Raw genomic sequence first — 20,944 nt, forward strand, 5'->3', positions numbered from 1 at the left:
CAAAGTGGTTCAAATGTGGGAGCTGGCTTGCCTGCGATAGCGGTCGTTCAGCTAATAATGATTAGCCTGACACACCGCTATCGCAGGCAAGCCAGCTCCCACATGGACCGCGTGCACTCGCTAGTCAGGCAGTGCCGCTTGGAATCCAACAGGAGCATCCGGCTCCTGCCGAATCATCCGCTTCATCTTCGCCTCAAACGCCCATGTCAGGCTCACCGCCGCGCACGCCAGTCCCAGCGCCAAGCCCCACCATACCCCGGTGGGCCCCCAGCCTAAAGTGAACGCCATCAGCCAGGCCGAGGGCGCACCGATCAGCCAGTAGCAACCCAGGCCGACCAGGAAGGTGGTCTTGGCGTCCTTCAAACCACGGATACAGCCCATGGCAATTGTCTGCACGCCGTCGAACAATTCAAACCACGCGGCGACGGCCAGCAGGCTGACGGCCAGGACGATGACGTCATGGAACGCCGGGTTGTCATGGTCGAGGAACAGCCCGATCAACGGGTCGGAAAACAGCCACAACACTACGGCAAATCCCAGCATTACCATGGCACCAAAGCCTATGCCGACCCGACCGGCCATGCGTGCCTGCAACAACTGCCCGGCGCCGTAATGCTGGCCGATGCGCATGGTCACCGCGTAGGACATCCCCGCCGGTACCATGAACGCCACCGAGACAATTTGCAGGGCAATCTGATGCGCGGCCAACTGGGTACTGCCCATGGTGCCCATGCACAACGCCGCAAAGGCAAACAGCCCGACCTCTACTGCATAGGTGCCGCCGATCGGCAGGCCCAGGCGCCACAGCTCGCGCAGGTAGTGGGTATTCAAGCGCAGCAGTCCAGTACCCAGCGGGTAGGCGGCGTAGGCGCGGTTGCTGCGGATGTACCACATCAATGCCAGCGCCATGCCGTTGGCGACGATGGCGGTCACCAGGCCAATGCCCATCAGGCCCAGTTTCGGCAGGCCGAACATGCCTTCGATCAAGGCGTGATTGAGCAGGTAGTTGACCACGGTGCCGCACAGGCTGATCACCATCACCGGCGTCGCCTTGCCGATCGCGCTGGTAAAGCCGCGCAGCGCCATGAAAGTCAGATAGCCGGGCAGGGCGAAAGGCAGGATGGTGAGGAATTGCCCCGCCGCTTGTACGTTGGTTTCGGTCTGGCCGAACATCAGCAGCACCGGCTTCAAGTTCCATAGCAGCAGCGCCGCTGCCAAGGCCATCAACCACGCCAGCCACAGCCCGGCCTGGGTGAGGCGCGTGGCGCCGTCGATATCGCCTGCGCCGTGACGAATGGCGACCAGGGTGCCCACCGCGGCAATCACGCCGATGCAGAAGATCGCCACGAACGAATAGCTCGCCGCGCCCAGGCCGCCGCCGGCCAGGGCTTCGGGGCTCAGGCGCGCCATCATCAGGGTGTCGGTCAGCACCATCAGCATGTGCGCCAACTGTGAGGCAATCAACGGCCCCGACAGCCGCAGAATGGCCCAGAGTTCGGTACGTGCCGGATGTTGCATGATCATCACACTCAAATAGTCAGGAAATGGGGGGAGATTGATTCTCGGCGCTTTGGGCGCTTTGCACAAAAGGATAAAAGCGATCGTTCACATGATTAAAACTCATGCCTCGTTGATTCTGATAGGGTGCCGATATTGCGCCGTCGGAGCTTTCCCAATGTCTCGTCGTCTTCCTCCACTGTATGCCCTGCGTGCATTTGAAGCCGCTTCCCGGCACAACTCCTTCACCCGTGCGGCGCAGGAACTGTCCATCACCCAAAGTGCGGTCAGCCGGCATATCCGCACCCTCGAGGAGCATTTCGCCTGCCGCCTTTTCCAGCGCAGCGGTCGCAATCTGCAGCTCACCGAAGCCGCACGCCTGTTGCTGCCCGGCGTGCGCGAAGGCTTCGCTGCGTTGGAGCGCGCCTGTCATACCTTGAATACTGAAGATGACATTCTGCGCATGAAGGCACCGTCCACCTTGACCATGCGCTGGCTATTGGCGCGCCTGAGTCGCTTCCGCGCCTTGCAGCCAGGCAATGAGGTGCAACTGACCAGTGCGTGGATGAGCGTGGATGAAGTGGACTTCAACCAGGAACCCTTCGACTGTGCGGTGTTGTTGAGCGATGGGCATTTTCCGGCGGACTGGGAGGCCAGTTACCTGTTCCCCGAATTGCTGATCCCCGTGGGCGCGCCGAACCTGCTGGATGATGGACCTTGGGACGCTGCCCGCCTGGCGAGTGCCGAGTTGTTGCATCCCACGCCTGATCGTCGTGACTGGCGCAACTGGCTGGAGCGCATGGGGTTGTCGTCCCGGGTGTCTCTCAAGGGTGGGCAGGTGTTCGATACCCTTGAGTTGGGCATGATCGCGGCGGCGCGTGGCTATGGCGTGTCCATGGGCGATTTGTTGATGGTGGCCGAAGATGTCGCCCAGGGACGCCTGAGCCTGCCGTGGCCCAGGGCGGTCGCCAGTGGGGAAAGTTACTACCTGGTGTGGCCGAAAACCCGTCCCGGGGGGGAACGCTTGCGACGGCTGGCGGAGTTTCTTCAAGGTGAAGTCAAAGCGATGGAGTTGCCCCAGGTTGAACGTCTCGATTGAGTAGGTGCCGGCGTTTGATGCAATCGTTTGCGGGATACCCCTGTGATTCGCTCAAGTATTACCAAGTGCCGCCGAAGAAGGTGTGTTGGAACCATCGTGCACCAACGTTTCCCACTAGATAATTTGCCGAGCAGCGCTATGAGATCAGGATGATCCTGGCCTCGGCCAGGAGCTGTCATGTCTCAACCTCGTGCCCGGATTGCCTCCCAGTTAGGTCTCGCCCTTGCCGTGATTCTGGCTGTCGTTATCAGCGGCAGCACTGTGTTTGCCCTGCGTTCCCTCGACTCCGCCAATCTCGACACCCGTGAGGAGCACTTGGCCAGCGAGGCGCGTTTGCTCGCCGACCAACTCAATACCTTCCACAGCACCTTGCGCGAGAGTACCCAGCGTTTGAGCGGGCTGTTTGAAAAACGCTTCGGCGCCGGCCTGAGTGTGCGTGCCGACCAACCCGTGGCCGTGGCCGGTGTACAGACGCCGAGCCTGTACCTGGGTAATGAGGTGCTGAACAACAATTTCGAAGAAGTGGATGAGTTCAAGCAAATGTCCGGCGGTGTGGCCACCGTATTCGTGCGCAGCGGCGACGACTTTATCCGCGTGAGCACTTCCCTGACCAAGCAGGATGGCAATCGTGCCATCGGGACCGTGCTTGACCGACAGGGCGCGGCTTACCAGCGTGTTGCCGACGGGCAAACCTATATCGGCCGTGCGGTATTGTTCGACCGTTCCTACATGACCCAGTACAGCCCGGTGCGTGACAGCAGCGGCAAGGTCATCGCCGTGCTGTTTATCGGCTTCGATTACACCGACGCGCAGAACGCCCAGTTTGAAAATCTCAAGCGCTTCCGTCTCGGCCAGACCGGCTCCCTGGCGCTGCTGGATGAGCAGAAGCATTGGCTGGTGCCGCCAGCCGGCGTGCAGGCGCCGGACCAGGCCATTGCCGTGATGCTCGACCTGGCAAAGACGCCGGGGGCAGGGCATTTCTGGAGCGACAAGAACGAAGATTTCTATAGCGTCTCGGTGCCGTTCGAAGGCGGCCCCTGGGCGGTGGTGGCGAGTATGCCCAAGGCGGAAATACGCGCCGTGACGTGGGAAGTCGGGATTCGCCTGGTGATCGGCAGCGTGCTGGCGATGTTGCTGGCAGTGGGCGCCACGGTGTGGCTGTTGCGCAGCAAGCTGGCGCCATTGAGTGATTTGGTACGCCAGGCGCAAGCTCTGGGCGCAGGCGACTTGAGCGCACGCCTTAACGTGTCCAGCCATGACGAAATCGGGCAGTTGGCGCGCAGCTTCAATCAGATGGGTGAGGCGCTGTCGACCATGGTTTCGCATATCCGCAGTGCTGCCGAACAGGTCAACAGCCGCGCCCAGGCGCTGTCGGGGCTATCCGGTGGCGCCTACGAAGGCATGGAGCAACAGTCTGGCGAGATCACCAGTATGGCCGGCGCGGTGGAAGAGTTCAGCGCCACCTCGTTGAACATCGCCGACAACATGGGCAACACCGAGCGCCTGGCGCAAGAGAATGCCCAGCAGACCCGGATCGGCCGCACCTCGATGCAAGAGGCGTCATCGTCGCTGGAGCATATTGCCACTGCCCTGAACAGCACAGCCGCAGTGATCAACACCTTGGGCCAGCGCTCCCAGGAAATCGGCGGGATCGTCGGTGTGATTACCTCCATCGCCGAACAGACCAACCTGCTGGCGCTCAACGCCGCCATCGAAGCCGCCCGCGCCGGTGAACAAGGCCGCGGTTTTGCCGTGGTCGCCGACGAAGTGCGCAACCTGGCCTCGCGCACCCGCCAGGCCACCGATGAAATTTCGGCGATGATCCAGAGCATCCAGCAGGAAACCGGCAACGCCATCAGCACCATGGAACACGGCAAGGTATTGATGCAGGACGGCCTGTCGCGCAACGCCGACGTCGCCTCGGCCCTGGCGCGTATCGATGAGCAAAGCCGCTCGGCCGGCCAGCAATTCGCTGCGATCACCACCGCCACCCAGGAGCAGAGCAGCACCGCAACCCTGCTCAGCAGTAACTTGCAGAGCATTGCCCTGGCCAACAGCGAGCAGCGCGAAGTGGTGTCGAACCTGGCAGTCACCGCCAAGGAACTGGAAACCTTGGCGGCAGGCTTGCGTCAGGAGGTAGACCGGTTTCGTTGAGGCTTAGTGGTCGCCCAGCCCTGGGTCTACGCGCTTGCCGATGTCCTTGAGCCGCGCCAGTTGGTCGACCATACCTGGCGCTTCATCCATGCTGGTCACGAAGGTCCACAGGTAAGTCATCACCGCGTAGATGTGGCCGGCCTTGACCCCTGGGGACAAGGCCAACTGGCTGATCGCGACCACAAACAGCAAAGCCGCGAGCGTACCGAGAAACAGGTACGCCGCAGCCTCGCGGTCTGAAAGCCAGATGCGCAGGCGCGACAGCACCTGGTAGTGACGTCGCAGGGTCGGCGCGCCGACCTTTTCGACCAGGCCGATTTCTTTCTCCAGGCGGTTATTCAGGCGCTCGTGTAGTTCCTGATTGCGCTGTGCAAAGCGTGGCAACAAGGTCATGCACAGCAGCAGCGCGGCCAGACAGGCCATGCCTACCCATGGCTCAATCACGATCAACATTACCGCCGCGCCCACAATCGACACCAACGCCGTGGCGATGATTGGCACGTGCTTTTCAAAGAAGTCGACAAATTCCCGTGCCAGCACCACCCGTGCCGCTGATTTCGAGGTGCTGTGGTTCTGTTGGCGCTGGTTGAGGATGACTGGCACCGCAAGGTCGGCGTAAATGCGCGTGAACGTGCGTGTATCCAGCGCTCGCCGTGCCGCCCCGACCACCCAGAACGCCATGACCACAGCGGCATAGAACAACGCACTGGTGGTATCGCCGCGGATAATCGAATCCACCGCGAACCCGGCAAACAGCGGGTAGGCCAACAACAGTGCGTTCTCCAGCGCCACCAGCGACAAGGTGCAAGACAGCTTGCCGGGATAGGCTTTGGCAATAGCTTTGAGTGTCTGGCTGGCGGACTGCTGGCCGATTTTCTGGCTTTCTTCGATCAGAATTTGGGGGGTGACGGATGTCATGGGTGCACCAAAGGAGTGATAGACGCTATTATTGAGCGACTGCTCAAGTATCCTTGAGCGATCGCTCAAAAAGCAAGCGCCGCTCATCTACCGGCGCCCGAAGGAATTGCCCATGTCGCGTATCGACCGTAAAGACCAGATCATCGCCGCCGCTCTTGAGCTGTTTCGCAGCAAGGGCTTTGCCGCGGTGTCCACCCGTGACTTGGCCGAACATGCCGGGCTGTCACGCAGTCACGTCTATCACTATTTCAGTGACTGGAATGAACTGCGTCGCGAAGCTTTTGTGCGCTTTGCCAATGAGCAATTGGATGAAGTGCGCGAGCCGTTGGCCGATGCTCCACCGCTGGAGGCGCTAATGGGGTTCTTGCGCGACTGCCTGCCCAGCACCGCTGACGCCGCTTGGGCGCTGTGGCTCGACGCCTGGGACGAAGCCATGCACGACCCGCAAATGGCCCAGGCTTACCTGGTGATCAACGCCCAGTGGCAAGGCATGCTTGCCGAAGTGATCGAGCGGGGCGTTGCCGATGGCGTCTTTCGCTGCGAGTCGTGTCAGCGCGCTGCACGGCAGATCTTCGCCCTGGCGATGGGCTATGCCGATGACCTGATGCTCAAGCCTTCCGCAGAGTCGGCAGAAGCGGTGCTGGAAGAGGTGCTGGAAGTGGCGAGGCTGCTGCTGGATTTTGCCTGACAAGTGCTAGCCATGAGCGGCTGGTCGGTACTGCAACGCCTCCGCCAAATGATGGCGGGCGATGCCTTCCACTTGCTCAAGGTCCGCCAGGGTGCGAGCCACCTTGAGCAATCGGTGGGCTGCACGCAGCGATAATGTCAGTCGTTCGCACGCGCTTTCCAGCCAGCTTTCATCGGCTTTGGTCAACTGGCAGTGTTCGCGTAGCCGTGGCAGATCGAGGAATGCATTGGCACAACCCTGGCGCTGGTGCTGGCGTTCACGGGCTTGCGCCACCTGGGCGGACGCTTGCGCGGTGGTGTCACCGGCCTGTTGGGAGGGGCTCAGCGCAGTGACCTCCCGCGCGACTGTCAGGTGCAAATCAATCCGGTCCAGCAGCGGCCCGGATAGCTTGTTGCGATAGCGTTGTATCTGTTCCGGCGTGCACCGACAACGCCCGCTGGGTTCGCCCATGTAGCCGCACGGGCAGGGGTTCATGGCCGCGACCAATTGGAAGCGTGCCGGGAAACTCACCCGGTCCCTGGCTCGGGAGATCACGATATGCCCCGACTCCAATGGCTCGCGCAGCACCTCCAGTACCTTGCGATCAAATTCCGGCAGCTCATCCAGAAACAGCACGCCGTGATGGGCCAGGGTGATTTCCCCCGGCTGCGGCTTCGAGCCGCCACCCACCAGCGCCGGGCCGGATGCCGAGTGGTGCGGCTGGCGAAACGGGCGATTGGGCCAATGGCTCAGGGGGGCCAGGCTGACCACGGATTGGATCGCGGCCACTTCCAGCGCCTCCTGCTCGCTCAGCGGTGGCAGCAAGCCCGGCAGGCGGCTGGCCAACAGGGTTTTGCCGGTACCGGGTGGCCCGCTGAACAGCAGGTTATGTGCGCCGGCCGCCGCAATCAGCAAGGCGCGCTTGGCTGCCAGTTGGCCCTGCACTTCACTCAGGTCCGGGTAAGGCTTGTTCAAGTACAGCAAGCCGTCGGACCTGTAGGGCTCAATCGGCACATGCCCATTAAGGTGCGCCACCACTTGCAGCAGGTGGTCCACCGCAATCACTTTGAGCCCCGACGCCAGGCAGGCTTCCTCGGCATTGGCCCTGGGCACTATCACGGTGCGCCCGGCCTTGCGCGCTGCCAGCGCGGCCGGCAACACACCTTTGACCGCCCGCACCTCGCCGGACAACGCCAACTCCCCAAGGCACTCCACGTCATCAAGCATCAAGGCCGGCACTTGCACACTGGCCGCCAGGATCCCCAGGGCAATCGCCAGATCAAAGCGCCCGCCGTCCTTGGGCAGGTCGGCGGGCGCGAGATTGAGGGTGATGCGCCGGGCCGGGTATTGCAGCGCCGAGTTGAGAATGGCGCTGCGAACGCGATCCTTGCTTTCCTTCACTGCAGTTTCCGGCAGGCCCACCAGCGTCAGCGATGGCAAGCCATTGGCCATATGCACTTCAACGGTGACGGCGGGGGCTTCAACGCCGACCTGGGCGCGGCTGTGCACGATAGCGAGGGACATGCTCGTTCCTTGAATGGGTGGGCCGCTTCCTGCGGGTTTTTCAAGGGTAGACGAGGCGGGACGGAGCGGGGCGAGGGAGATTTTACAGAACGTATCCGGGCGGCAATGCAAAACAAATGTGGGAGCTGGCTTGCCTGCGATAGCGGTATGTCAGCAAAGAATCATCCGCTGATGCACCGCCATCGCAGGCAAGACAGCTCCCACACTAACCGTGTTTATTCAGCAGAGGATGGCGCCAACCGTGCTTCAAGTTCAGCCACCTTCGCCTCCAGGCTCTCCAACCGCGCACGCGTGCGGGCCAGCACCACCATCTGGCTGTCAAACTCTTCCCGGCTGACCAGGTCGAGCTTGCTGAAACCACTTTGCAGCAATGCCTTGAACTGGCTTTCGATTTCATTGCGGGGCAGCGGGGTGTCGCCGCTGAACAGGCGAGAGGCGTGGCCGCTCAGGGCGTCGAGGAGGTCTTTGGGCGCGAGCATGGGAAACATTCCGGAAAACAGTTGGCCAGCAGTGTATCACGCAGCGTCTATAGTCTTTTTCATGCCGCGTTGCGCACGGTTTTCGCGCATCAAAGCGGGCGGCTGCGCACCGTTTTGATGCGCATTGCGGCCGCGCGCACGCCCCGTGGGTGGGCACAAGTGAGCAAGGGATTGATTTCAGTGGTTTTTACGGAGCTGGCAAGGTTTCTGCTTAGACGATCATGACCCATGCACTGATGCAGTCGCTGTGACGAATGCAGTGCGCCGACGGATCAGGGGTACAGGTTTCGTCACCAGTGGATCGCTGGCGTCGCAACGGCAAATGCCGAGGCGACGATGCGTTACAAAGCCAGGCACTGCGCTTAGACTTGAGACGGGTTTGTTTTCCTGGGGCAAGTCCACCAATTCGGGAGAGAGTTTTCATGAAGCTAGTCACTGCCATCATCAAGCCGTTCAAGTTGGACGATGTACGCGAGTCACTGTCCGAGATCGGCGTGCAGGGCATTACCGTTACTGAGGTCAAGGGCTTCGGTCGGCAGAAGGGTCATACCGAGCTGTATCGTGGCGCGGAATACGTAGTCGATTTCCTGCCGAAGGTGAAGATTGATGTCGCCATTGACGACAAGGATCTTGACCGGGTTATCGAGGCGATAACCAAGGCGGCCAACACCGGCAAGATCGGTGACGGCAAGATCTTCGTGGTCAATCTGGAACAGGCTATTCGCATCCGTACCGGCGAAACCGATACCGACGCAATCTAAGCCGCCAAACCCCAACGCCCCAGGAGAAAACACTATGACTCTGCGTAAATTCGCAGGGCTCGGAGCCCTGCTGTCCATCGTAATGCCAAGCCTGGCCATGGCGGCAGACGAAGTGGCTGCTCCAGTCCTCAACTCCGGCGACACCGCCTGGATGCTGACCGCCACCGCTTTGGTGCTGTTCATGACCATCCCTGGCCTGGCGCTGTTCTACGGCGGCATGGTCCGCTCCAAGAATATTCTGTCAGTGATGATGCAGTGCTTTGCCATCACCGGCTTGATCAGCATCCTGTGGGTCGTCTACGGCTACAGCATCGCGTTTGATACCACCGGTATGGAACAGGGTGTGGTCAACTTCAACTCCTTCTTCGGCGGCCTGGGCAAGGCGTTCCTGGCGGGTGTCACCCCGGCCAGCATCACCGGGCCTGCGGCGCTGTTTCCGGAAGCCGTGTTCATCACCTTCCAGATGACCTTCGCCATCATCACCCCGGCGCTGATCGTCGGTGCCTTCGCAGAGCGCATGAAGTTCTCCGCGATGCTGATCTTCATGGCTATCTGGTTCACCCTGGTCTACGCGCCGATCGCGCACATGGTCTGGAGCGGCAACGGTGGCCTGATGTGGGACTGGGGCGTGCTGGACTTCGCCGGCGGCACCGTCGTGCACATCAACGCGGGTGTGGCGGGCCTGGTGGCGTGCATCGTGCTGGGCAAGCGTAAAGGCTTCCCGACTACACCAATGGCACCGCACAACCTGGGTTATACCTTGATCGGCGCGGCCATGCTGTGGATCGGCTGGTTTGGCTTCAACGCCGGCTCCGCTGCGGCGGCCAACGGCACGGCGGGCATGGCGATGCTGGTGACCCAGATTGCCACGGCTGCTGCGGCGCTGGGCTGGATGTTCGCCGAGTGGATCACTCACGGCAAGCCAAGTGCACTGGGCATTGCCTCAGGTGTGGTGGCCGGCCTGGTCGCCGTGACGCCAGCCGCTGGCACCGTGGGTCCGATGGGTGCTCTGGTGATCGGGCTGGTTGCCGGTGTGGTGTGCTTCTTCTGCGCCACCAGCCTCAAGCGCAAGCTGGGCTACGACGACTCCCTGGACGCCTTCGGTGTGCACGGTATCGGCGGTATCGTCGGTGCGATCCTCACCGGTGTGTTTGCAGCCCCGGCACTGGGCGGTTTCGGCACCGTGACCGATATCGCTGCCCAGGTCTGGATCCAGTGCAAAGGCGTAGGCTTCACTGTGATCTATACAGCCATCGTGACCTTCGTCATCCTCAAGGTGCTGGACATGGTCATGGGCCTGCGTGTCACTGAGGAAGAAGAGGCTGTGGGCCTCGACCTGGCGCAACACAACGAGCGCGGCTACAACTTGTAAGTACGCGAAAAAAACATGCCCGGCTTGCCGGGCATTTTTTTGTCTGGTGTTTGTCTTTGGCTAAAGGTGTATGGGTTTTTTATCAACTTTGTGATGGGATCCACACGGCACTTTTCAGAGTGCAAATGTCTTACAGGCATGAAGGCGTATTCGGCACTTTGTTTTTTCCCAGAGCGCGCTAGAATGCGCGCCGATGGGCGGAGAACTGTATGTGGCAACAGACCCTGATTACCCTGCGGGCCAAGCCCCGGGGCTTTCATCTGGTAACGGACGAGTTGCTTGCCGGCTTGCCTGAATTGAAGGCTTGCCGTGTGGGCCTGTTGCATTTGTGGCTGCAGCACACCTCGGCCTCGTTGACCGTCAACGAGAATGCCGACCCGGCGGTTCGCCGTGACTTCGAGCGTTTTTTCAACCTGCTGGTGCCACAGGGCCGCGCAGGGTTTGAACACAACGACGAAGGTCCGGATGATCTGCCGGCGCACTTCAAGGCCAGTCTGCTGGGTTGCCAGCTGAGTTTGCCGGTCAAGGCCGGCCGCTTGGCGATGGGGACCTGGCAAGGTGTTTATCTGGGCGAGCACCGTGATCATGGCGGTGCTCGTAAAGTCCTCGCCACCTTGCACGGTGAAGAGGCATAAGCCACTGGAAATCCGGTGGATGTTGATTTTTTTCCGGCGACCTCGACAGAGGGTGAAGCTGGGCTATAACTAATCTGCTTTTCGCAAGTCATGAGGTAGAACATGAGCGACGATGATCTGGAACAAGACGACCTCGAAGTAGGTGATGAAGACGACACCGAAGAAGGTCTTGAAGTAGCGGCGGAAGACGTTGCTGACGATGCCGAGGATGGCGGTGCCGATGACGCGGCTCCCAAAGCCAAAGGCAAAGCCAAGGCTGCTGTTTCGGTAGACGAGCTGCCAAGCGTTGAAGCCAAGAACAAAGAGCGCGATGCCCTGGCCCGTGCGATGGAAGAGTTCCTCGCTAAAGGCGGCAAAGTGGTCGAAGTCGAGGCTAACGTGGTTGCAGACCCACCGAAGAAGCCGGATAACAAGTACGGCAGCCGACCTATCTAAGGTCTGCCTCCTGCTTGTAAGAAAAAGCCCGCCGTCGCTGCGGGCTTTTTCATGCCTGGAGCCATTACCAGTTCGCTGCAATACCTTGTGGGAGCTGGCTTGCCTGCGATAGCGGTGTATCTGCGAGCCCTGTGTTGATTGGCCCACCGCTATCGCAGGCAAGCCAGCTCCCACATTGGGGGGCAGTGTTAACCCCAGCGACTCAGCAGTGGCGGCAACTCCGTCAGGCTGCGAATCTGCGCATCCGGGTGCTTGTCACCCTCCCAGGCCTTGCCCGCGGGGTTAAACCACACCGCCCGCAGCCCCGCCTGCTGAGCACCGGCGATGTCATCCCCAGGGTGATCGCCCACGTGCACCGCCGCTCCGGCGTCCACGCCACCGCGCTGCAACGCCTCTTCAAACAAGCGCCCGTCCGGCTTGGCAATGCCGATGTCTTCAGCGCGCAAGGCAAAATGGAAGTACTCCGCCAGGCCAACGCGCTGCACATCGGCATTGCCATTGGTGATCACCCCCAGCAGGAAGTGCTGGCGCAGCGCCTTGAGCATCGGCTCGGCTTCCGGGAACACGGTGAGCTGGTGACGTGCATGGATGAACGCTTCGAAGCACACATCCGCCATTTGCGCCGCTTCAGGCTGGGGATAGCCGGCCTCTTCGAATGCCAGCATCAACACCCGATGGCGCAGGATGCTGATGCGGTGCTTGAGCTCGGGATGACGCTGCAATACTTGCTGGCGCAGGCTGGCGAAATGCTCCAGGGGTAGGTCCCCGACCTTGGAGGCGTTGAGCGCCAGCCATTCGCGCATCGACGCTTCGGCGCTGATGATGACGGGTACGTTGTCCCAGAGGGTGTCGTCCAGGTCGAAGGTGATCAGCTTGATACTCATGAGTCGCTGCCTTTGATGCGTTTGGCCCGGGGATGGGCGCTGTCGTACACCGTTGCCAGGTGCTGGAAGTCCAGGTGTGTATAGATCTGGGTGGTCTTGATATCGGCGTGGCCGAGCAGTTCCTGTACGGCGCGCAGATCCTGGGAGGACTCCAGCAGGTGGCTGGCGAAGGAATGGCGCAGCATGTGCGGGTGCAGATTCTGGCCCAGTTCCCGCTCGCCGGCGGCCTTGACCCGAAGCTGGATCGCTCGGGGCCCCAGGCGTCGGCCTTGCTGGCTGACGAACACCGCATCGTCCGCCGGGTTGGTCAAAAGGCGCAGTGGCAGCCATAGCTGCAAGGCTTCGCGGGCTTTTCTGCCCACCGGCAGTACGCGGGTCTTGCTGCCTTTGCCGAGCACTTGTATCAGGCCATCGGCGAGGTCCAACTGATCGAGGTTCAGGCTTGTCAGCTCCGACAGGCGCAGGCCCGAAGAATAGAACAGCTCAAGGATTGCCTGGTCGCGATGGGCCAGGAAGTCATCCTCTACCGCACCATCGAGCAGCTGCAAGGCACGATCGGTATCCAGGGTCTTGGGCAGGCGCCGCTCGCCTTTGGGCGGGGACAGGCCATTGGCCGGGTCGTGATCGCACAAGCCTTCGCGATTGAGATAGTGATAGAGGCCGCGCACTGCCGACAGCAGGCGAGACAGGCTGCGCGAGGACTGGCCTTGCTGGTGCAACCGGGCGATCAGGCTGCGCAGGGCCTGAATATCCAGGGCTTTCCAGCTACTGACGTGCTGTTTCTCACAATAGGCCAGGACCTTGTTCAAGTCCCGCCGATAGGCTTCAAGGGTGTGGGGCGACACCTGGCGCTCATTGCGCAGGTGAGCGCAGTAGGCGTCCAGTTGCCGCTCCATGGTCAGCGCACCGCGCGCAGTGTGGTGGTGTGGCGCGGCAGGACGCGGCCCAGTACTTCGGCGATGTAGGTCAGGAACAGCGTGCCCACCGAACTTTTGTAGTGCGCAGGGTCACGGCTGGCGATGGCCAGCACGCCGTGCAAGCCTTGATGGCTGACGGCGATGACGGCGGTAGAACCGATCTGCTTGCGCTGCTCGGCGCCAAACAGGAAGTCCAGTTCATGTTCACGCAAGGTGCCGCTGACAGTCTTGCCTTCGGACAGCAAGCCGCCGATGGCTGTCTGTGCTTCACCACCTGTGACCCAGCGACCCACCGGCATCGGGTTGTCGCTGAACAGGATCAGGCTGACAAAGGGCACCTGGAAGTCCTCGCGCAGGCTGTCTTCCACGGCGATCACCGTTTCTTCCAGGCTGGCGGCGTCCATCAGGGTCAGGATCAGGCGGCGGGTCTTGTCGAACAAGCGGTCGTTGTCGCGGGCCACGTCCATCAGGTGGGAAAGCCGATGGCGCATTTCAATATTGCGCTCGCGCAGGATCTTCATCTGTCGTTCCACCAGCGACACGGTATCGCCGCGCTGGTGGGGAATGCGCAAGGCCGGCAGCAGTTCTTCATGCTCGACGAAGAAGTCCGGATTAGCCTCAAGGTACGCCGCGACAGCAGCGGCCTCCAGGCTTTCACTCGGGGTAGCGTGTGCGGGTACTTGAGGCTTATCGGTCATTGGCTTGGCTCACTCATAGACGGACCTGTCCTTCGTATACACGCGAGGCCGGCCCGGTCATCATCACCGGGTGGCCAGGGCCTGCCCATTCGATGGACAAGCGTCCACCGGGCAGGTCGATCAGCAGCGGCGAGTCCATCCACCCCTGGCTGATCGCGGCTACGGCAGCGGCACAAGCGCCGGTACCGCAAGCCTGGGTTTCGCCGGCGCCGCGTTCCCAAACGCGCAATTGCGCGCGGGTACGGTCGATCACCTGCAGGAAGCCCACATTGACCCGCGCTGGAAAGCGCGGGTGATGTTCGATCTTCGGCCCCAGTTCGTGCACAGGGGCGTTATTGATGTCGTTGACCCGCAGCACCGCATGGGGGTTGCCCATGGACACGGCGGCGATATCCACGGTTTTGCCATCCACGTCCAACGGGTAACTGAGGGCCTGCTCGGTGGCCTGGAACGGAATATCCGCCGGCACCAGGCGTGGCGCACCCATGTTGACGCTGATCTGGCCGTCGCTGCGAATATCCAGTTCGATCACGCCGCCCTTGGTTTCGACGCGAATCTGGCGCTTGGCGGTCAGGCGCTTGTCCAGCACAAAGCGCGCAAAGCAGCGCGCACCGTTGCCGCACTGTTCCACTTCGGAACCGTCGGAATTGAAGATCCGGTAGCGGAAGTCCACCTCCGGGTTGCTCGGCGCCTCCACCAGCAGCAACTGGTCGAAACCGATGCCGGTGTGACGATCGCCCCACTGTTTGGCGTGTTTGGGCAGGATGTGCGCGTGCTGGCTGACCAGGTCCAGAACCATGAAATCATTGCCCAGCCCGTGCATCTTGGTAAAACGCAGCAGCATGGCTTACTCCGGCAGCAGGCTTTCGCCAGCATACAACTGGGCTACCGTCTCGCGGCGACGCACTTCAAATGCTTGATCACCGTCCACCAGCACCTCGGCGGCACGGCCGCGAGTGTTGTAGTTGGAACTCATGACAAACCCATAGGCACCCGCCGAATGCACGGCCAGCAGATCACCTTCTTCCAGGGCCAGCTGACGATCCTTGGCCAGGAAGTCGCCGGTCTCGCAGATCGGGCCGACGATGTCATAGGTGCGTGCTTCGCTTGCGCGAGGCGTCACGGCGGTGACATCCATCCAGGCCTGGTACAGCGCCGGGCGGATCAGGTCGTTCATCGCCGCATCGACGATGGCGAAGTCCTTGTGTTCGGTGTGCTTGAGGTACTCGACCTGGGTCAACAGCACGCCGGCGTTGGCGACGATATAGCGGCCCGGCTCGAACATCAGCGTCAGGTCGCGGCCTTCGATGCGTTCGCGCACGGCCTGGATATAGTCGCTAATCAACGGTGGCTCTTCGTCTCGATAACGTACGCCGACGCCGCCGCCCAGGTCGATGTGCTGCAGGTAGATGCCGCACTCGCCCAAACGATCGATCAAGGCCAGCAGACGGTCAAGGGCATCCAGAAAGGGTGGCAGTGTGGTCAGTTGCGAGCCGATATGGCAGTCGACACCCAGCACTTCCAGGTTCGGCAGTTGCGCGGCGCGGATGTACACCTCTTCGGCGTCGGCGATGGCGATGCCGAACTTGTTCTCTTTGAGACCGGTGGAAATGTACGGGTGGGTGCCGGCGTCGACATCCGGGTTGACGCGCAGGGAGATCGGCGCACGAACGCCCATCTCGGCGGCAACGACTTGCAGGCGCTCCAGCTCGTCGGTGGATTCGACGTTGAAGCAATGCACGCCGACTTCCAGGGCGCGGCGCATGTCTTCGCGGGTCTTGCCGACGCCGGAGAACACGATTTTCTCAGCCTGGCCGCCGGCGGCCAATACGCGTTCGAGCTCGCCACGGGAGACGATGTCGAAACCGGCGCCCATGCGCGCCAGGACATTCAGCACACCCAGGTTGGAGTTGGCCTTGACCGCGTAGCACACCAGATGCGGCACGCCATCGAGGGCGTCAGTGAACGAGCGGTATTGGGCTTCGATATGCGTACGAGAGTACACGTAGGTCGGGGTACCAAAGCGCTGGGCAATCGCGGACAGCGCCACGCCTTCCGCGAACAGCTCGCCGTCCCGGTAGTTAAAAGCGTCCATAAGTTTCCCTTAGTAGGTGTCGTGCTTATGCGCTTTTGACGGCTTTTGCGACGATTGCGCCTGTTCATTCGGATCTTTGCTGTCATCCGGCAGGTACAACGGGCCTTTCTGGCCACAGGCACTAACGAGGCAAGCGACCGCGACGAGCGCAGCAAGGGAAGAGATCAGGCGCTTCATGGCGAAATCCTTGAATATGCATTAATTGCGCCCGAGTATACCGACCACCCGGCAGCTTGCCTATGCGCCGCACTACCCGTCCGGCGGGGCTTTGCCGAGGAGCACAAGAAGCGGGCTACGCTACTTGATGATATTTCGTACTGCCATCTGTTATGAAATCGGTATCCTTTGCAATCGGCGAAGCGCGTCCGTATTGTGCCCCGCTTGAGCAAAACCAGACACTTTTGAGGTTGCCACAATGAGTTTGACCGAAGCCCGTTTTCACGACCTGGTGGATGCCACCCAGGAGAAGCTGGAAGATATTTTCGACGACAGCGACCTGGATGTGGATCTGGAAAACTCGGCTGGTGTGCTGACCGTCAAGTTCGAGAGCGGCCCGCAACTGATCTTCAGTCGTCAGGAGCCGCTGCGTCAGCTGTGGCTGGCTGCGCGCTCCGGTGGCGTTCACTTCGACTACGACGAAGAAAGCGGCAAATGGCAGTGCGACAAAAGTGAAGAGTTGCTGGGCGAAATGCTCGCGCGCCTCGTCGAGGAATATACCGGCGCCGAGCTGGATTTCGAAGAGATCTGACCGTGACCCAGCCTGTACCTGTACGCCCGCCCAAGCCGCTGTTCAGCAATGTCAGCCCGGCGGTGCCGTCACCTTGTATCAGTTTGTGTCGCCTGGACGAGCAGAAAGTCTGCCTCGGCTGCTTCCGCCACGTGGAAGACATCCGTGAATGGCGCTCCGCCGACGATGCGCGGCGCCGGGTGATCTGCGCGCAAGCTGAGCAGCGCAAGGCCCAAGCCTGACAGCATCTTGTTTATTTGTGACGCTGTGGTAGTGTCCGGGTACACCTCAACTCATCGAGGTCCGTGAGAACCCCGCCTTTTTCTGGCGGGGTTTTGCTTTTTTGTGCAGAAAAAAGGAGTCTGCCTGAATCATGACCGCACCTTCCATCATTCTTACCCGTCTTGACGTGCAGCGTCTTGAGCAACTGATCGACCGCTTGGGCGACGAGTTTCCCGGCGTCGAAGCGTTGCAAGCCGAACTCGACCGCGCCGAAGACGTGGTCGGTCACGATGAAGTGACTGCGGGTGTCGTGACCATGAACTCCAGCGTGCATTGCCGTGAGCAAAGCAGCGGCAAGGACTATCACCTGACGCTGGTCTACCCCAAGGACGCGAACGCCGACGAAGGCAAGATCTCGATCCTGGCTCCGGTAGGCAGTGCTTTGCTGGGGCTGCAAGTGGGCCAGCATATCGACTGGCCTGCACCGGGTGGCAAAACGCTCAAGCTGGAATTGCTCAGTGTCGAAGGCCAGCCCAAGGATGGCGGGGCTTTCTCGCTCTAAATCTGGCCCAGTGCGGCATTGAGGGACTGTTCCAGTTCGGCTTTGTAGCGCAGGTACAAATTGCTCGGGCTTTGCACATCACCGAGCAGTCCTGACAAGTCCAGATCAGTGATGTAGCAACGGTAACGTTCGGTTTCCCGGCGTTGCCCGACGATCTCCCGGGCGACCACGGCAAACAGTTGGTCGCCAAATTCCAGTTCGCAAAATTCCCGCTGATTGCAGTAAAGGGTGATCCCCACCTGGCCAGGCGCGCCTTTGCCGATAATTGCCTGCACGTCATAAAACGGCTTGTTGGCAGGGTTCTGCGGCGCCGGTCGTGGTTCCACGCCGCGGGCGCGGCTGCTGCCCGATGGCAATAACTGATAGTACAAGGTGTGCACTTCACTCAGGGGCTGTCGGGAATCCAGGGACGACAGCGCTTCGCGGCGATAGAGGATCGATTGCAGGAAGCGTTGCAGCGGAGCCAGCAGACTTTGTTCATCATGAAACGGCAAGCGCTGCTGCCAAAGCGCGTTGAATTCGTCGAGTACGTACAGCTGGGCGAAGCCTTCATTGACTCGATAGAACACTTGCACGCAATCGGCCTGGCCCATAGGCAGGAGCAGCGCCAGGTCATGGTCTTCCAGGGCCATGGCGTCAAGGTGCCAAGGGCTGTAGCTGGCCAGTTCCTCACTGAGGTAGGCAATCAGCGCGTCCTGGGTTGGCAGTGACACATGATTGGCCTGGCCTGGTGTCAGTTCCATGACGTGATAGTGCTGTTGCACCTGCAACAGGTAACGATGATTGCCTTGGCCAAGCAGCAGGTGTTGTGCGGTGTCGAACACCTCTTCTACACGCTGGGCAATGAACTGCGCACGGTTGTGGCAAAAACAACGCACTCGCAGCCGTGGCAGATGACCCAGCGGTAGTTGGTTGAGGTAATCGCGCAGGCAGTCGAGCAGGGCGTGGGGGCCGTCATAGCGGCTGACCATCACCTCGTTCCAGCTGTTGAGCATGACCTGGTCCAGGGTCAGCACCAGGTTTTCGCGTACACCGGCGTAGCTCAGGGAGTCGGTGCGCTCTGTTGTCATCAGGATATTCAGGTCGCGATGATGCTTGAGCGGGTCAACCCCGACGTTGATCAGCAACAGCACGTCTTCGGGCACTGCCGGGCGCAGCAAGCGGCTCTCATCGACACTGGCCAGGGGCAGGGCGATGGTCTGTTGCAGGCTGCCCAGCAGGTTGAACAACTCGAACTCGGTCATGTCGCTGACACCGGGGTGCAGCGCCAGGCGGGTACTGCTGTCGATCACGCCGTTGCGATGGCACCAGGTGAGCATTTCCAGCAGGTCCCGGCTGCGTTTGATCGGCGCGAAGTGCTCCCATTCCAGGGCCGTCAGGTTGCCGTTATACAAACCCCAATGGTGCTGGCCCGGCTCCTTGCGGTTGGGCGACTGCACCAGGGTCAGGGTGTCTTCGGCCAGGTCCGGGGCGATGCCTGGGTTAATGAACTCAACCTTGCCGGCCTTGCGTTCGAACGCCGCATACAAGCGCCGGCCCAGTACATTGAGGTCGCGTTTGTTGATCAGGCTGGCAGTCTGTTCGCTGCGGGCGAACTGGGTGAGGAAACGGTAGCTGTAGTTCAGTTCATTGACCAGAGCGCGGCGCTCGGAAGCAACCTGACGCACTTTCCACTGGCTGCGACTGTCCAGCAGGGCCAGTTGGCGCTGGTCCCAACCCCATTCCTGGGCCAGGCGTTCCAGCAGCAGTCGCTGCCAAGTGGGGGTGCGCTGGCCGGCGCTGAGCTTGCGGTTGATCTTCAGGTACAGGCTGCGTCGTACCAGTTCCAGGCGATCCGGCTCGTTGCGGGCCTTGAGGTATTCCTCGATGCGGCGATACACCACGATGTAAGGGTCCAGCTCATCCAGGTCCACTTGGTTGGCGAACACCGCTCGCTTGAAACGCAGGCTCAGGCAGTACACGTTCGGATGTTCGCTGGCGTAGACCTCGGTCAGCAGCAGCTTGAGCACCGATTTGTACGGTGACTCGATGCCCTTGAACAATTGCCACAGCCCGGCACCTATGAACTCGACCGGCGGGATATGGGCCAAGTGACCCAGGTCGAGGGTTTCATCGGCGCGGATAAACCGCTTGGAAATCAGGGCGTGGGTAAATTCGGCGTAGCGCTTTTCTTCGTAGACCGGCACCAGCCACCAGATCGGCGTGCGCCCGGCCAGCCAGATGGCTGTGCGGTAGAACTCGTCCAGCAGCAGGTAGTGCTGGGTAGTACCGCAATCGTCGGAGCTTAGTTGCGTATCGCGTTCACCCAGGACAAAGCGTGTAGGTTCGATCAGGAAAAAATGCGCCTCGGCGCCCATGCTCAAGGCCCAGGCTTCCAGCAGTTGGCACTTCTTGCGCAGCTCTGCCAGTTCGCTTTCGTCCAGGTCGGGAGCGTGGCACACCCACACGTCCATATCGCTTTGATCGGCCTGGGCCAGCGTGCCGAGGCTGCCCATCAGGAACAGGCCGTGGATGGGGCGGGGCGGGTTGCCATGGCGCGGTTTATAGGAGAACGAGCGGGTCAGGCGTTGGGCTTCGGCCAGCGCCTGGGCGTCAGGTTCGAAATTCGACAGCCCCGCCGGGGTGCTGCTGGAGACATAGCCCGGCAACAGTGGGTGATTGACGTGGAAAAACAGCGGCAACAAGGTCAATACGCCTTGTTGGCGTGGTGTCAGCCCCTCGACAGCCCGGGCCATGCGGCCCTCATTGAGGGCCATGAAACGCGCGCGCAACTGGGTCAGCACCTTGCGGTCGATGCCTTCGTCCAGATCGGGGCGGATTTCGTGGGTGCGGGTCATGTCGAACTCGGTGGCTCGCTGGGCCCGACGTGGGCAGCCATGCAGGAGTCTACAGACAGTAGCGTAGGAGTTTTAGAGGGAAGTGGCTTTTTGGCGTCAGAATTTTTGCGCCACACAACAGCGCCCTCGGAGTCCGCAACGGGCGGACCCCATGGGCGGGATCAGGTGTCAGGCAGCTTCTTTTTTCGTTGTGTTCAAAATCGTCAGCAGGCTTTGGGTGTGTTGAGCTGCATCCCGACCCAGGCTGGTCAGGTAGCCGCCATCGGGTTGGGTAATCAGATCTTTGTCAAAAAGGCGCTTGGCAGCTGCGATGGCAGCGGAAGCGGCGGTCTGGTGGACTTTCAGACCCTCCTGGGAGCTGTCCAGGTTGAAGAGTGCAAGGATTTCCAGTTCGGCAACCAACTCGGGGGTATACGACATAAGGACTCCAGACTTTCTAAAATTTATTAGAGGCTAGCAGG

General features: G+C 61.0%; 22 protein-coding genes. 10 read left to right on the plus strand and 12 right to left on the minus strand.

Features of this window, described 5'->3' with window-relative positions; translation table 11 throughout:
• Positions 1-120: 120 nt before the first annotated feature.
• On the minus strand, positions 121-1,524 hold the full coding sequence (locus E4O98_RS02390) for a NorM family multidrug efflux MATE transporter (RefSeq protein WP_032878743.1): 1,404 nt from the start codon (positions 1,522-1,524) through the stop codon (positions 121-123).
• A gap of 151 nt (positions 1,525-1,675) precedes the next feature.
• Between E4O98_RS02390 and E4O98_RS02395 the strand changes: the two genes are divergently transcribed.
• Together E4O98_RS02395 and E4O98_RS02400 are read left to right on the plus strand one after the other, a co-directional pair.
• Entirely contained in the window at positions 1,676-2,596 is a 921-nt protein-coding gene (locus E4O98_RS02395) for a LysR substrate-binding domain-containing protein (protein WP_032878744.1), read from the plus strand.
• 177 nt (positions 2,597-2,773) lie between these two features.
• Positions 2,774-4,750, plus strand: a complete 1,977-nt coding sequence (locus tag E4O98_RS02400; protein WP_248134068.1) for a methyl-accepting chemotaxis protein — start codon at positions 2,774-2,776, stop codon at positions 4,748-4,750.
• A gap of 3 nt (positions 4,751-4,753) precedes the next feature.
• On the opposite strand, the gene E4O98_RS02405 is transcribed toward E4O98_RS02400, so the two are convergent.
• Positions 4,754-5,668 (minus strand): ABC transporter six-transmembrane domain-containing protein, encoded by a 915-nt coding sequence (locus E4O98_RS02405; RefSeq protein WP_248134070.1) that lies wholly within the window; start codon positions 5,666-5,668, stop codon positions 4,754-4,756.
• 112 nt (positions 5,669-5,780) lie between these two features.
• On the opposite strand from E4O98_RS02405, the gene E4O98_RS02410 reads away from it, so the two are divergent.
• A complete protein-coding gene (locus E4O98_RS02410; RefSeq protein ID WP_032878749.1) occupies positions 5,781-6,356 on the plus strand; it encodes a TetR family transcriptional regulator C-terminal domain-containing protein in 576 nt (191 codons plus the stop codon).
• Positions 6,357-6,362: 6 nt separating this feature from the next.
• Here E4O98_RS02410 and E4O98_RS02415 read toward each other — a convergent pair whose 3' ends face one another.
• Together E4O98_RS02415 and E4O98_RS02420 are read right to left on the minus strand one after the other, a co-directional pair.
• The gene (locus E4O98_RS02415) at positions 6,363-7,859 is read right to left on the minus strand and encodes a YifB family Mg chelatase-like AAA ATPase (protein WP_005792457.1); all 1,497 of its coding nucleotides are present in this window, start codon (positions 7,857-7,859) and stop codon (positions 6,363-6,365) included.
• Positions 7,860-8,074: 215 nt separating this feature from the next.
• Entirely contained in the window at positions 8,075-8,338 is a 264-nt protein-coding gene (locus E4O98_RS02420) for an accessory factor UbiK family protein (protein WP_005792456.1), read from the minus strand.
• Positions 8,339-8,760: 422 nt separating this feature from the next.
• Between E4O98_RS02420 and glnK the strand changes: the two genes are divergently transcribed.
• The 4 genes from glnK (at position 8,761) to sutA (ending at position 11,541) form a co-directional block, all read left to right on the plus strand.
• Positions 8,761-9,099, plus strand: coding sequence for a P-II family nitrogen regulator (gene glnK / locus E4O98_RS02425; protein ID WP_002555808.1), 339 nt, complete (start codon positions 8,761-8,763; stop codon positions 9,097-9,099).
• A gap of 34 nt (positions 9,100-9,133) precedes the next feature.
• On the plus strand, positions 9,134-10,471 hold the full coding sequence (locus E4O98_RS02430; RefSeq protein ID WP_032878752.1) for an ammonium transporter: 1,338 nt from the start codon (positions 9,134-9,136) through the stop codon (positions 10,469-10,471).
• 209 nt (positions 10,472-10,680) lie between these two features.
• A complete protein-coding gene (locus E4O98_RS02435) occupies positions 10,681-11,106 on the plus strand; it encodes a secondary thiamine-phosphate synthase enzyme YjbQ (RefSeq protein WP_005792453.1) in 426 nt (141 codons plus the stop codon).
• A 102-nt stretch (positions 11,107-11,208) separates the two neighbouring features.
• Entirely contained in the window at positions 11,209-11,541 is a 333-nt protein-coding gene (gene sutA, locus E4O98_RS02440) for a transcriptional regulator SutA (RefSeq protein ID WP_032878753.1), read from the plus strand.
• A 188-nt stretch (positions 11,542-11,729) separates the two neighbouring features.
• Here sutA and E4O98_RS02445 read toward each other — a convergent pair whose 3' ends face one another.
• From E4O98_RS02445 to E4O98_RS02470, 6 genes are read right to left on the minus strand one after another with little or no spacing between them, the layout of a single operon-like run.
• A complete protein-coding gene (locus E4O98_RS02445; protein ID WP_032878755.1) occupies positions 11,730-12,425 on the minus strand; it encodes an HAD-IA family hydrolase in 696 nt (231 codons plus the stop codon).
• Complete coding sequence (gene xerC, locus E4O98_RS02450) at positions 12,422-13,321, minus strand: tyrosine recombinase XerC (protein WP_032878757.1); 900 nt, start codon at positions 13,319-13,321, stop codon at positions 12,422-12,424. The genes E4O98_RS02445 and xerC overlap by 4 nt, the downstream gene beginning before the upstream one ends.
• A gap of 2 nt (positions 13,322-13,323) precedes the next feature.
• Positions 13,324-14,040 (minus strand): DUF484 family protein, encoded by a 717-nt coding sequence (locus tag E4O98_RS02455; RefSeq protein ID WP_005792447.1) that lies wholly within the window; start codon positions 14,038-14,040, stop codon positions 13,324-13,326.
• Positions 14,041-14,053: 13 nt separating this feature from the next.
• Positions 14,054-14,884 (minus strand): diaminopimelate epimerase, encoded by an 831-nt coding sequence (gene dapF / locus E4O98_RS02460; protein WP_078822621.1) that lies wholly within the window; start codon positions 14,882-14,884, stop codon positions 14,054-14,056.
• Between the two features lie 3 nt (positions 14,885-14,887).
• Entirely contained in the window at positions 14,888-16,135 is a 1,248-nt protein-coding gene (lysA, locus tag E4O98_RS02465) for a diaminopimelate decarboxylase (RefSeq protein WP_032878765.1), read from the minus strand.
• Positions 16,136-16,144: 9 nt separating this feature from the next.
• On the minus strand, positions 16,145-16,312 hold the full coding sequence (locus E4O98_RS02470; protein WP_003195417.1) for a lipoprotein: 168 nt from the start codon (positions 16,310-16,312) through the stop codon (positions 16,145-16,147).
• 238 nt (positions 16,313-16,550) lie between these two features.
• Here E4O98_RS02470 and cyaY point away from each other — a divergent pair, with 238 nt between their 5' ends.
• From cyaY to rnk, 3 genes are all read left to right on the plus strand, one after another.
• Positions 16,551-16,883 (plus strand): iron donor protein CyaY, encoded by a 333-nt coding sequence (cyaY, locus tag E4O98_RS02475; protein WP_032878767.1) that lies wholly within the window; start codon positions 16,551-16,553, stop codon positions 16,881-16,883.
• A gap of 2 nt (positions 16,884-16,885) precedes the next feature.
• Positions 16,886-17,104 carry a DUF1289 domain-containing protein gene (locus tag E4O98_RS02480; RefSeq protein WP_078822619.1) on the plus strand — a complete coding sequence of 73 codons (219 nt, stop codon included), beginning with the start codon at positions 16,886-16,888 and terminating at the stop codon, positions 17,102-17,104.
• Positions 17,105-17,235: 131 nt separating this feature from the next.
• On the plus strand, positions 17,236-17,646 hold the full coding sequence (gene rnk, locus E4O98_RS02485) for a nucleoside diphosphate kinase regulator (RefSeq protein WP_005792442.1): 411 nt from the start codon (positions 17,236-17,238) through the stop codon (positions 17,644-17,646).
• On the opposite strand, the gene E4O98_RS02490 is transcribed toward rnk, so the two are convergent.
• Both E4O98_RS02490 and E4O98_RS02495 read right to left on the minus strand, forming a co-directional pair.
• Positions 17,643-20,483: a class I adenylate cyclase gene (locus E4O98_RS02490; RefSeq protein ID WP_248134072.1), complete on the minus strand. Its 2,841-nt coding sequence runs from the start codon at positions 20,481-20,483 to the stop codon at positions 17,643-17,645. The two genes, rnk and E4O98_RS02490, sit on opposite strands and share 4 nt — an antisense overlap.
• 168 nt (positions 20,484-20,651) lie before the next feature.
• Positions 20,652-20,903, minus strand: a complete 252-nt coding sequence (locus E4O98_RS02495; RefSeq protein WP_032878774.1) for a TIGR02647 family protein — start codon at positions 20,901-20,903, stop codon at positions 20,652-20,654.
• Positions 20,904-20,944: the final 41 nt, after the last annotated feature.

It is taken from the genome of Pseudomonas sp. W2Jun17 (assembly GCF_023127795.1).
Classification (GTDB): domain Bacteria; phylum Pseudomonadota; class Gammaproteobacteria; order Pseudomonadales; family Pseudomonadaceae; genus Aquipseudomonas; species Aquipseudomonas synxantha_A.

Bases quoted from the DNA above. Each gene is read 5' to 3' on its own strand.
- E4O98_RS02390 (WP_032878743.1), bottom strand. From the start codon at position 1,524: ATGATCATGCAACATCCGGCACGTACCGAACTCTGGGCCATTCTGCGG.
- E4O98_RS02395 (WP_032878744.1), top strand. From the start codon at position 1,676: ATGTCTCGTCGTCTTCCTCCACTGTATGCCCTGCGTGCATTTGAAGCC.
- E4O98_RS02400 (WP_248134068.1), top strand. From the start codon at position 2,774: ATGTCTCAACCTCGTGCCCGGATTGCCTCCCAGTTAGGTCTCGCCCTT.
- E4O98_RS02405 (WP_248134070.1), bottom strand. From the start codon at position 5,668: ATGACATCCGTCACCCCCCAAATTCTGATCGAAGAAAGCCAGAAAATC.
- E4O98_RS02410 (WP_032878749.1), top strand. From the start codon at position 5,781: ATGTCGCGTATCGACCGTAAAGACCAGATCATCGCCGCCGCTCTTGAG.
- E4O98_RS02415 (WP_005792457.1), bottom strand. From the start codon at position 7,859: ATGTCCCTCGCTATCGTGCACAGCCGCGCCCAGGTCGGCGTTGAAGCC.
- E4O98_RS02420 (WP_005792456.1), bottom strand. From the start codon at position 8,338: ATGCTCGCGCCCAAAGACCTCCTCGACGCCCTGAGCGGCCACGCCTCT.
- glnK (WP_002555808.1), top strand. From the start codon at position 8,761: ATGAAGCTAGTCACTGCCATCATCAAGCCGTTCAAGTTGGACGATGTA.
- E4O98_RS02430 (WP_032878752.1), top strand. From the start codon at position 9,134: ATGACTCTGCGTAAATTCGCAGGGCTCGGAGCCCTGCTGTCCATCGTA.
- E4O98_RS02435 (WP_005792453.1), top strand. From the start codon at position 10,681: ATGTGGCAACAGACCCTGATTACCCTGCGGGCCAAGCCCCGGGGCTTT.
- sutA (WP_032878753.1), top strand. From the start codon at position 11,209: ATGAGCGACGATGATCTGGAACAAGACGACCTCGAAGTAGGTGATGAA.
- E4O98_RS02445 (WP_032878755.1), bottom strand. From the start codon at position 12,425: ATGAGTATCAAGCTGATCACCTTCGACCTGGACGACACCCTCTGGGAC.
- xerC (WP_032878757.1), bottom strand. From the start codon at position 13,321: ATGGAGCGGCAACTGGACGCCTACTGCGCTCACCTGCGCAATGAGCGC.
- E4O98_RS02455 (WP_005792447.1), bottom strand. From the start codon at position 14,040: ATGACCGATAAGCCTCAAGTACCCGCACACGCTACCCCGAGTGAAAGC.
- dapF (WP_078822621.1), bottom strand. From the start codon at position 14,884: ATGCTGCTGCGTTTTACCAAGATGCACGGGCTGGGCAATGATTTCATG.
- lysA (WP_032878765.1), bottom strand. From the start codon at position 16,135: ATGGACGCTTTTAACTACCGGGACGGCGAGCTGTTCGCGGAAGGCGTG.
- E4O98_RS02470 (WP_003195417.1), bottom strand. From the start codon at position 16,312: ATGAAGCGCCTGATCTCTTCCCTTGCTGCGCTCGTCGCGGTCGCTTGC.
- cyaY (WP_032878767.1), top strand. From the start codon at position 16,551: ATGAGTTTGACCGAAGCCCGTTTTCACGACCTGGTGGATGCCACCCAG.
- rnk (WP_005792442.1), top strand. From the start codon at position 17,236: ATGACCGCACCTTCCATCATTCTTACCCGTCTTGACGTGCAGCGTCTT.
- E4O98_RS02490 (WP_248134072.1), bottom strand. From the start codon at position 20,483: ATGACCCGCACCCACGAAATCCGCCCCGATCTGGACGAAGGCATCGAC.
- E4O98_RS02495 (WP_032878774.1), bottom strand. From the start codon at position 20,903: ATGTCGTATACCCCCGAGTTGGTTGCCGAACTGGAAATCCTTGCACTC.